General features: G+C 31.2%; 9 protein-coding genes and 1 pseudogene. 5 read left to right on the top strand and 5 right to left on the bottom strand.

Annotated features, from left to right (window positions below):
• Positions 1-94: 94 nt before the first annotated feature.
• On the bottom strand, positions 95-541 hold the full coding sequence (locus tag KQA_RS18765; protein WP_010180207.1) for a transposase: 447 nt from the start codon (positions 539-541) through the stop codon (positions 95-97).
• Between KQA_RS18765 and KQA_RS19895 the strand changes: the two genes are divergently transcribed.
• A complete protein-coding gene (locus tag KQA_RS19895) occupies positions 523-639 on the top strand; it encodes a transposase domain-containing protein (RefSeq protein ID WP_232285872.1) in 117 nt (38 codons plus the stop codon). The genes KQA_RS18765 and KQA_RS19895 overlap by 19 nt on opposite strands.
• Before the next feature lie 316 nt (positions 640-955).
• Here KQA_RS19895 and KQA_RS0208830 read toward each other — a convergent pair whose 3' ends face one another.
• Positions 956-4,831 carry a fibronectin type III domain-containing protein gene (locus tag KQA_RS0208830; RefSeq protein WP_010180205.1) on the bottom strand — a complete coding sequence of 1,292 codons (3,876 nt, stop codon included), beginning with the start codon at positions 4,829-4,831 and terminating at the stop codon, positions 956-958.
• Between the two features lie 41 nt (positions 4,832-4,872).
• On the opposite strand from KQA_RS0208830, the gene KQA_RS0208825 reads away from it, so the two are divergent.
• Positions 4,873-5,121, top strand: a complete 249-nt coding sequence (locus KQA_RS0208825) for a hypothetical protein (protein ID WP_010180203.1) — start codon at positions 4,873-4,875, stop codon at positions 5,119-5,121.
• 77 nt (positions 5,122-5,198) lie between these two features.
• Here KQA_RS0208825 and KQA_RS20995 read toward each other — a convergent pair.
• Both KQA_RS20995 and KQA_RS20990 read right to left on the bottom strand, forming a co-directional pair.
• Positions 5,199-5,357 (bottom strand): annotated as a pseudogene (locus KQA_RS20995) (IS3 family transposase); the annotation flags it as partial.
• 101 nt (positions 5,358-5,458) lie between these two features.
• Complete coding sequence (locus KQA_RS20990) at positions 5,459-5,653, bottom strand: IS3 family transposase (protein ID WP_010180201.1); 195 nt, start codon at positions 5,651-5,653, stop codon at positions 5,459-5,461.
• Positions 5,654-6,051: 398 nt separating this feature from the next.
• Here KQA_RS20990 and KQA_RS0208815 point away from each other — a divergent pair, with 398 nt between their 5' ends.
• The gene (locus tag KQA_RS0208815; protein WP_010180199.1) at positions 6,052-6,615 is read left to right on the top strand and encodes a hypothetical protein; all 564 of its coding nucleotides are present in this window, start codon (positions 6,052-6,054) and stop codon (positions 6,613-6,615) included.
• Between the two features lie 208 nt (positions 6,616-6,823).
• A complete protein-coding gene (locus KQA_RS0208810; protein ID WP_010180197.1) occupies positions 6,824-8,575 on the top strand; it encodes a T9SS type A sorting domain-containing protein in 1,752 nt (583 codons plus the stop codon).
• Positions 8,576-8,643: 68 nt separating this feature from the next.
• Here KQA_RS0208810 and KQA_RS0208805 read toward each other — a convergent pair whose 3' ends face one another.
• Complete coding sequence (locus KQA_RS0208805) at positions 8,644-9,063, bottom strand: DUF1573 domain-containing protein (protein ID WP_010180195.1); 420 nt, start codon at positions 9,061-9,063, stop codon at positions 8,644-8,646.
• Between the two features lie 123 nt (positions 9,064-9,186).
• Between KQA_RS0208805 and KQA_RS20740 the strand changes: the two genes are divergently transcribed.
• The coding region (locus tag KQA_RS20740; protein ID WP_010180193.1) for a class I tRNA ligase family protein at positions 9,187-10,392 on the top strand (1,206 nt) is incomplete at its 3' end.

Here is a 10,392-nt window from a genome sequence, read left to right as displayed (position 1 = left end):
TAGAGGTTTTTTTTGTGCCCTGTTTTTAATTACAAATATACATTTCTCCCCAAGTTTTTTTGGATCAAGTAATATTATTGGGGAGTAGCCAAAATTAAGCATATAATTTAGTTAGCCTATAGAGGAAGAATTTTACATCTCTTACGCCTCTAAATTGATTTCTAAACTCCTTTATTTTGGCATTGAAAGATTCAGCTGAAGCATTTGTACTTCTGTTATTAAAATAGTTCAATATATTTTCATAATGGTTTTGTATAGTTCTAGCTATAGTGTTAAATGATTTAAAACCTTCTTTTTCAACTTGGTTGTACCATTTGGCTAACTTAAGTCTAGCTACATTTTTATCATTATTATTCTCATATATGTATTTTAGTTTTTGAGCTAAATTGTATGCCTTTTCTATTTTGGGATAGAGTTTGAATAATATTGTGGCTCTGTTTTGTTGTGATGTTGTCCATTTGTTTTGAGTTTTAAATAACAGATACCTGCTTCTAGCTAGGAGTTGTTTTTGGAAGCTGTAAAATGCAAAACATAAACCCAAGAGAGTGGCTTACAAATACTCTGAAAAAAATTCCAGACCATAACATACAAAAACTTGAAGAACTACTTCCCGGATATCAAGAGAATATTACAGTGTAGTTGATCGGATGATTACAGCTAAATTTTACAAGTTTAATCTTTAAAGTATAAAATATGACCTCTTAGAATTGCTTGCTTTAAAGCTTTTTTTGTAAAATTATGGGCTTGTGCAACGGTTACCATTGTTGTCAAACCATGCGTTTGAATTTTTTAACACACTGTTTGGTAATTACTTACATTTCAGAAATAACTGTATTACTAATACTTATCACATTACTCAAATATGTATTCATAAAGTGATATGTAAATGTGTTATGCTTTGCCATGATTTGGAGCGGTGTTAATCTTTTAGATTTTTTGTTATTACTTAAAGTTTTTACTTTATTAAAATTTTTTTAATAATTGTATTTCCATTTTCTGTTTTAATAGTAGCAAAATAGGCTCCTGAAGGTAAGTCGAGATGTACTTTTTGATTAAAATTTATGTTGAAATATTTTTTTATATTTCTCCCTAAAATATCTCTTATAGTAATTTCTTTAATTTTTATACTTGGATTACCTTTTATAAAGAAATAATCTTTGAAAGGGTTAGGGTAGAGCTGAATATCTGTAGTATTTATATCTATGTTTTCGACAGTTAAGGTTAAGGTAGTTTTGGGTACAGAGGTAATCTCAACAATCCATCCTTCGCTCCCTGTAGCAGTATTCCAATCCTCTAGAGTCTCAGTAAAAGGCTTGCTACGATCAAAACCACCACTATTACGATGTGAGAAGTTAAAAGTTAAACAGCCACTTTCGTTGCTCGCTTTTACAACAATATCATTATGATAATATCTTTTTTCCCCGAAGGCAGAGAAAAGTATTTTACTTTCATCCTTAGTATTATTGCTATTAAAAATAGTAAAGGGATCTCCATTGTAATAAGATTCAGGTATGTTTAATCTTTTTAATGTAGCAACGATATTTTCTTCATTAGAGTCGGGGCAAATGGTTGTATTTTCAAGTTTTCCTAATATAGTCCAGTGTTTTCTTTGTTTCATCTGGCCAGACGAATTTGTATGATATATTCCTTCCTTAACTATATTTCGACTGGTTTTTACTATTTTAGGCGATGGATAGGTGTTAACTGAACCATCGGGGCATATAGTCGAAATATAAAATTCGTATAGTGTATCTTCTTTTAAATTATCAAAAATTAAAGAGTAGTAAATTAAATTTTTATCAAACCGGCTGTTTTTAGCTTTTATAGTATGGTCAGGTCTGCGAAGTTGAGACTCTGAAAATTGTCTATTACTATCAAAATTTTTGGTAATACCTTTACCTAAAGAAAAACCAATAGGACCATATTCAACTTTGTATAGTGTATTTTCATCATTTTTTTTCCAAATAAGTTCCACTTCTTTATTGCTTACTCGTTGAAATAAAAATCCTTGTTCACTAGTTGTTTTACAAGTTGGCTTAGGTTCACTAGATATTTTTGCTTCCCAATAAGAAGTACCACCTATATTTTGAGAAATAGATAAAGTTCCATCTTCTTTTTCTGAAATCACAGGAAATAAATTAGAATCATAAAGAAAAGTATAAAAATCATCATAAACGAATAACGTTTCATGATCTATAAAATCGACCTTTACTTCACTTCTATTATAATTATTTCTAGGTTCTAGATCAAAATAGGTAAATTCAAACCTTACACGTTCATCAATTTTATCAGGATATATTTTCGTTATTCCATCATTAGAAGTCAATAAAACACCGCTAGAAAAGTCTTGTCTTGTGTTTTCTTTGTAGGCGCGAGCATAATTATTGTAAGTACCATTATCACATTTCGAAGATATGTAGAAATCATATGTCGTATTAGGAGATAATCCTGTGATAACAATATTTTTATTTACAGTGTCTTTTGTTAGTCCTTCGCCTCTAATAAAGCCAGCAGGGCCATATTCAACTTTCCATTCAGAGACATCGGTTTCAGACTCCCATGCTAAGTTTATTTCTTGATGAGTATATCTAGTTGTTGAAATATTAAAAGGTTCGCTACAGTCTGGAATTTGTTCACTAACAATATCAGCTTCCCAACCCTTTGAAAAATAATTCGAATCATAGGAACTATAACTGAATTCAATTGTAATGGCTCCATTTGGATCATCAGAAGGGAAAGAGTAGCCTTTATTTATAAAATCATTTGTGTTATTTAGTTGAACAATTGGTTGAGGACTCGTATCAGTACCACTATAAATTTTCAAGGAATTGGAATTGTAATTCCTTGTTGTTAAATCAATATAATCAAAAGTGATACGAATTCTTTCCCCATCAGCTTTTGGGTATATTGTCGTGATTTTTGTTTGTGTTTCAGGAATATTATTGTCGCTTCCTCCATCATCAGTAAACTTATCACCTCCAAAATAATTTGGAGTAGTTTTAAAAGTTAGAGGTTCGACATAAATATTATCTTGACCTCCTTTAGCACATTCAGTAGTTATATAAGCTTGGTAAGAGGTTGATTTAGTTAAATTATCTAGTATTATAAAATTTTCATTTGTGTTTAAAATGGTTCCTGTTCCTCTTTCAAAACCTTCTAATCCGTACTCTATACTGTAACTATCGTTAGAATTAGGTGTTTCAGTCCAATTTAATTCACATTGATTATGGATCAATTTATTATCTACAACATCAAAATTTGTCACTTCGTCACAATTAGGAGTTGGTTCACAAATGAGGTCAATGTCCCATTTTGATTCAGTATAACCAGAATTGTTACTTTTAATATCAAAGAAAATTACAGTACTATTTCCAGAAGAAACAAACTCAATAAAGGATGAATTACGGCTAAAATGTTTAATTAATGGACTGTTTGAATCGGGACCGTCATATATCTTAATATCTTCAAAACGACTAAGTCGTAACGAGTGTACTATAAATCTAGCTCGTTCATTGTTTTCAAGGTAAATATATTTATCTCTAACTCTTTGGTAATCTGTATAGATCTGTTCCTTACCTCCTCTGTCATATATTTTGCCCACAGCGCAATAATCTATATTTGTTTTTTTAGAAAAAGGCCCTATCGAGCCACCAAAACGTTCATCGCACTTGTTTCTTAAATAAAAATCATATTCAGTATCGTTTTCCAAGTTTCCAACAATAGCATCCGATGAAGAATAATTAGCGGTCTTGCCTTCACCAGGTGTAAAACCTTTTAGTCCGTATTCAACTTGCCATTCTTCATTAATTTGAAAATCAACATTATGTATTTTTATTTGATTTAATTCATAAGGCTCTAGCCATCCAAATGAAATATTGGACTCACAATATGCTTTTGTGGAAATAGAAGTATTGCTTGTATCACTTAAACTTAAGTCATTGCATTCTTCTGTTAAGTAAAAATCATATTCTGTTAATTCATCTAAATCTGGTATTGTTATTATGTTTGAAAAAGATTCTACTTTTTTTCCTGTTCCAATTATAAAGTCTTTAGGTCCATATTCTATAAAGGTACGGTTCGATGTACTTTTTGCCCACCTTAGAGTAATTGAATTATAGGTAGTATTAGTGGAAAATGTATATTTGGGCATATTACATGCCGGTTTATCAACACAAGTAATGTTTCCTACCCAGCCAGCAGCATTATTTTGTGAATTATTTGATTCAAATAACACATATAGTTCGCCATTGTCTGCTTTTGAAATGATTGGTTCTGAAGGTAGTGATTTATTATCATAAATTACTAAAGGATCTCCAATAGCTAAATTACCTTCCCAGATTTTTAACGTAGTCTCACTTGATACTTCAAATGATTCAAAATCTAAATGTATTCTTTGTTGTGTAGAGTTAGGTTTTAGATTATAGGATTCATAGTATGTCCCCACGTAATTTTCTTCAAGACCAGGATCTAAAAATAAATCTCCGTTGCAGTAATCTGCAATTGTAACATCATGATAGACATCGGATGTAGTTGGATTGTTTCCACAATTATTCGTTATGTAGAAATCATACTGTGTATTAGAGGTTAAATTATTGATGATAATACCAGTAACAATGCTGTTGATTTTAGTTCCAGTTCCACGAACGAAGTTTTTAATACCATATTCAATTTCAAAATCGCCTGTCAATAAATTACTCCCTGAATTCCAAACTAATGTTATGGAATTGGTCGTTTTATTATTTGTGTCTATTTGATATGGCTTAGGGCATTGCGCATTTCCTATAAAGCCTAAGAGACTTATTGTTATAAATACTAGTAGTTTTTTTGTCATATCAAATTCTGTTGTATGGCGAAATTATAAATAAAGTTTAGATGCTACAAACTTATTCTTCCGGACCTAGTAAAGATGATGCATTACATTGTGGTCCAAGCTTAGGAAATACAGAATTTTGCTTCACTACTTTTACTAACGAGTGTTCAGATGGAATTACGCAATGCGCAAGTTTTGTATTGACACAAGATCAAGTAAACTACCCCAACTTATTACTAGGCGATTTCTTACCTAGAATAAGGGTAATTGACATAGAAGAGAATGTCTTTACTTTTGAAGTTGAAGATTAGTACTTTCGAGTATATTGTTATGAAGCCATTTAATTGTGGTAGACTTGCAACAAAATTTTGGACATTTAGACTAAGAGTCATGCGGCTATTTTGTGATTAAACAATTCTAATTCGACTTCTACTATACTTTTATGATTAAAAGTTGAATGTCTTCTTTTGCTATTATACCATGTTTCAATACACTCGAAAATAGATAATTCAGCTTGAGACCTGGTGTCGTACTTTTGATGATATACTAATTTCTGCTTTTAAGGATTTAAAGAAACTTCAGCAACAGCATTATCCCAGCAATTTCCTTTACGACTCATGCTTTGAGACACAAACAGCTTATGTTTTTTTACTCTTTTCTAAATTCTTGACTTGCATATTGAATACCTCGATCAGAGTGAAAAATAAGTTTTTTATTAATAGGATTGTTTAAAGTTGACATCTGACAAACCTTCATAATAGTATTTTCGGTTGTAAAATCGTTACTCATAGACCACCCTACTATTTTTCTGTGATATAAATCAATAATAACTGTTAAATACATCTAACCATTTTTCGTAGCTATATAGGTCATATCTGATACCCAAACTTTATTAGGTTGCTCTACATCAATTCTATCTAATAAATTTGGAGCAACAGGATAGCTATGTTTTGAATCCGTAGTTACCTTGAATTTACGCTTTCGTTTTGCAAACCAACCGTCAGACTGTCTAAAAACTGGAATGTCTACTTCAGTATAAAAATTAAATATAGCGAATTGAAGTTCTGTGTTTTTTAGATTCTATAATGTAATTTGTTAAGTTTCACTGAAAACAGGGGAGGAGAAATATTATGAGGTACATATTTTTGTTTTTTAAAATCTTGTTAAAAACGAATCGTCTTTTTTTTAAACTAAAATTGGGATACAAAAACAGGTTCATTTTAATGTAAATTAATAAGAAAATGAAAATAATTAGAACTATTATATTAATTATAATCCTGTTAGGGCAGAATTCTTGTGCTAAAGAGCATAAAAAAAAGGCAACAGATCCAAAAATTAAGGGTTTTGAGTTTATTGAGGATTTTTCATTAAATAAATCTGTATTTAATGAAAAGTTGTTTGAAGCAAATAATTATTCTAATTACAATGGTGAATTGAAAGTCTTTTTTTCAAAAGAAAAGAATTATATAATTCTAGATTATATATTGTTCGGGTCCGATCATAATTTATACTTAACATATTGGACGAATAAAGATTTAAAAATAAAATTTTCAAGATCTATTACTCAATACCTTAATAAAGGGAATACACATAAAGACAAAGATGAGACTTATGCGGAAGTAACAGCGGTAATTTCTTCTTACTTATCTTATGAAAATTCATCCATTAAATTATATGATGGTCAAAAGAATGAAATCTTAGATGCATCTATAGTAGATATACAAAAAAAACAAAGTGAAACTTTTTTTAATGATTTGATCGGAGACAATATATTTTCTATACACAGTATGGTCAATAATAACTAAGTCATATTATTTTATAGTGAAATGTATTTTTTTAATCATATTTCAAGACTATTTCTGTTTTTGTTAATGTATTTACACAAAAAACCTACATTTGCGCTTTAAAAAGTAAGTATTCAATATTAATTCCTACAAATATAAGGTTAATAGACTGCAATTTTTGTATTTTATGATAATGTAGTAGTTCTAGGAATGTATAAATGAAGATGATATGAAAATAAAAATAGTAGTACTTGTTTCTTGTTTTGTTAGTTTTTTTCAAATTCAAGCCCAAAAAATGCTCTATAAAATTCAAATGGAGGAGCAAGTTAATGTTGCATCCTTAATTATTGAAGCCCAAGTTGTTGAAAAACGTTCCTATCTTGATAAAAAGACGAATCATATTTATACCATTAATAAGGTTAATGTGTTAAAAAATTTTTCAACAACAGAAAAGTTTGACTATTTGTATGTGGTAACCAAAGGCGGGTCTATCGGTTTTAAAACAGAAAAAGTAACACCTAGTTTACAATTAGCTAAAGGGGATATAGGAACTTTTTTCTTGAACCTATCGAATAAGGAATTGGTAGACTTTTCTGAAAAAGATAAAATTTATAAAGTATATAGTGATCTTCAAGGTTTTTATAAATATGATATCGTTTTAAATAAGGTGCATAACCCTTTTTACACCTTTACCGATATTGAGAATCATTTTTATGGGAGTTTAACCAAATTAACTAAGCACGCGATAAATGTAATAAAAGAGTTAAAAAGCAAAGGAAAAAAAAGTTTTAGCTCAGCTGTAGTGAATTCATTTACACCAACTGTTGTTAGGGCAGGGACAGATGAGAATATTATAATCAATGGTACTGGTTTTGGTAATAATGAAGGAGCCGTAGCTTTTGAAAATGCTGATCAAGGTGGAGGATTAGCTAATTTTAGAAATGTTAATAATTCAGCAATTGTGAGTTGGTCCGATATGCTTATAGAAGTAAGAGTGCCCCAATTTGCAGGGACAGGTAAAATTAGAGTAACTGATGCAAGTGGTGTCAATCAGTTTACCTCTACAGATGATTTAACTGTATTGAGTGCCGAAACTAATGCTGTATTTGATACTGATAATAACGGTGTGCCCGATACTACTTTACGTGTAAAGTTGGTGAATACGAATAATATTGGAGGCTATACATGGACATATAATAATTTATTTGCCTCTAATACAGCGGCAACAGTGGCTTTTGAAAAATCGGTAAGTAATTGGGTTTGTGCCACAGGAATAAATTGGACCATAGCATCTAACACAAGTAATTTGAACGTAACAACAGATGATACAGTAAATTTAGTCCGTTTCATGTCGCCTTCAGATTCGAATAGTGATGAAATTGATCCAGGTACATTGGGGGTAACAACAAGTTATTTTTCAGGGTGTCAAATAGGAGGTGGAGAAATTGTAGCTTATTTGACAGAAGCAGATATGACGTTTAATTCGGATGTGAATTGGAATTTCGACGAAACGCAACCATCTACTTCGCAGATTGATTTTCAGGGTACGGCTACACACGAATTAGGTCACGCTCATAATATGGGTCATGTAATTAGTGTGGGTCAATTAATGCATTTTGATACGTTTACTGGAGTTAATAGTGCTACTAGAGATATAGATGTAAATACACAAGAAGGAGCATTACAAAATTATGAATTTTCAAAAACAGGAGCTTTTTGTACAGGAACTAGTATTGCTAGTGATAAAGTTTGCGATAGCTTATCTGTACAAAATTTTGCAATTCTTCAAGATAATGAAACACTGAGTATTAGTTCATTAAGTGTGGTGAATAAATTGTCTATTTTCGATTTAAATGGGCGATTAATACTGACTAGAACTGCAGGAAATGAGGTGTCAACTTCTTTTATTTCTAACGGAATATATATACTGTTAATTGAAAGAGCGAATGGTGATTTAATTTATAGGAAAATTAGTATATAGAAGTTGAAATATATAAAAACAAAAAAAGATGCTTACAAGCATCTTTTTTTGTTTTTATGAAAATAAGATTATTTTTTATCAGTGATAGTTCCTTTAATTTTTAATGGGAAAGGAACGGCATCGGCATTACTATATACACTTATTGTTTTACGTATTGGACCAACACGTTTAGTGTCATATTTTACTTCAATTTCACCTTTTTCACCTGGAGCAATAGGAGCTTCGGGCTTTTTTGGTATAGTACATCCACAACTAGAATACACTCGTGATATAATTAAAGGTTTGTTACCTGTATTTGTAAAAACAAACTTACGAATACCATCGGCACCTTTTTCTATGGTACCATAATCGATAACTTCAGTTTCAAATTCAATTTTTGCTCCATCTTCTGTTTTTGTTTCAACTGGAGTGTCTTTTTTGTCAGCGTCTTGGGCAAAGGCTCCAAAACCAATGAAACTTACTAGAAATAGGCTAATTAATTTTTTCATGTTTAAAAATTTAATTCAATGTAAATGTAATTATTTTTTTGACAACTTCAAGGGGCATTAAATCTTTCAAGTTGTTATTTATATAGTTACTTTTGCAAACTATACTTCAAATATTAGACCAAAATGGCTATAGCTGCACAATACGACTCAAAAATAGTAGAAGAAAAATGGTATGACTACTGGATGAAGAACAATTATTTTCATTCGGAAGTTGATGATAGAGAGCCTTATACAATAGTAATACCCCCTCCGAATGTGACTGGGGTGTTGCACATGGGGCATATGTTAAATAATACCATTCAGGATGTACTTATTAGAAGGGCGCGATTACGCGGTTATAATGCTTGTTGGGTACCTGGTACAGATCATGCTTCCATAGCAACAGAGGCTAAAGTAGTGGCTAGATTAAAAGAACAAGGGATTGATAAAAGTGATTTAACACGTGAGGAATTTTTAAAGCACGCTTGGGACTGGACCGAAGAGTATGGAGGTGTTATTTTGGAACAGCTTAAAAAATTAGGCGCATCATGTGATTGGGAGCGTACTAAATTTACGTTGGATGATGATTTATACCAATCAGTGATAAAAACTTTTGTTGATTTATATAACAAAGGCTTAATTTATCGAGGTTATCGTATGGTTAATTGGGACCCCGAAGCACAAACTACTTTGTCTGATGAAGAGGTAATTCACGAAGAAAAGCAAGGTGCTTTATATCATATAACGTATCAAATTGAAGGTAGTGATGAACATTTAGTGGTAGCCACTACTAGACCAGAAACTATTTTTGGCGATACTGCCATATGTATTAATCCTGAAGACCCAAGGTTTACACATTTAAAAGGCAAAAAGGCAATTGTGCCTGTAGTGAATAGAGTAATTCCGATTATTGAAGATGCTTATGTGGATTTGGAGTTTGGTACAGGTTGTTTAAAGGTAACGCCTGCTCATGATGAAAATGATAAAGTAATAGGGGATACTCATGGATTAGAAGTTATTGATATATTTAACAACGATGCCACACTAAATTCGTTTGGTTTACATTATAAAGGAAAAGATCGTTTTGTAGTACGTAAGGAGTTTTCGGAGGAGTTGAAAGAAAAAGGCTTTTTGATAAAAACCGAAACTCATATGCATAAAGTGGGAACTTCGGAACGTACTAAAGCTGTTATTGAGCCCAAACTGTCTGATCAATGGTTTTTGAAAATGGAAGATCTGGTAAAGCCTGCAATTAAAGCAGTTTTAGGTGATGATACGGATATTCATTTACATCCAAAAAAGTTTGAAAACACCTACCGTCACTGGATGGAAAATATTCGTGATTGGAAT

The organism is Aquimarina agarilytica ZC1 (genome assembly GCF_000255455.1).
GTDB lineage: Bacteria > Bacteroidota > Bacteroidia > Flavobacteriales > Flavobacteriaceae > Aquimarina > Aquimarina agarilytica.
This window is presented reverse-complemented; position numbering and strand designations above follow the sequence as displayed.

Bases quoted from the DNA above. Each gene is read 5' to 3' on its own strand.
- KQA_RS19895 (WP_232285872.1), top strand. From the start codon at position 523: ATGCAAAACATAAACCCAAGAGAGTGGCTTACAAATACTCTGAAAAAA.
- KQA_RS0208830 (WP_010180205.1), bottom strand. From the start codon at position 4,831: ATGACAAAAAAACTACTAGTATTTATAACAATAAGTCTCTTAGGCTTT.
- KQA_RS0208825 (WP_010180203.1), top strand. From the start codon at position 4,873: ATGCTACAAACTTATTCTTCCGGACCTAGTAAAGATGATGCATTACAT.
- KQA_RS20990 (WP_010180201.1), bottom strand. From the start codon at position 5,653: ATGTATTTAACAGTTATTATTGATTTATATCACAGAAAAATAGTAGGG.
- KQA_RS0208815 (WP_010180199.1), top strand. From the start codon at position 6,052: ATGAAAATAATTAGAACTATTATATTAATTATAATCCTGTTAGGGCAG.
- KQA_RS0208810 (WP_010180197.1), top strand. From the start codon at position 6,824: ATGAAAATAAAAATAGTAGTACTTGTTTCTTGTTTTGTTAGTTTTTTT.
- KQA_RS0208805 (WP_010180195.1), bottom strand. From the start codon at position 9,063: ATGAAAAAATTAATTAGCCTATTTCTAGTAAGTTTCATTGGTTTTGGA.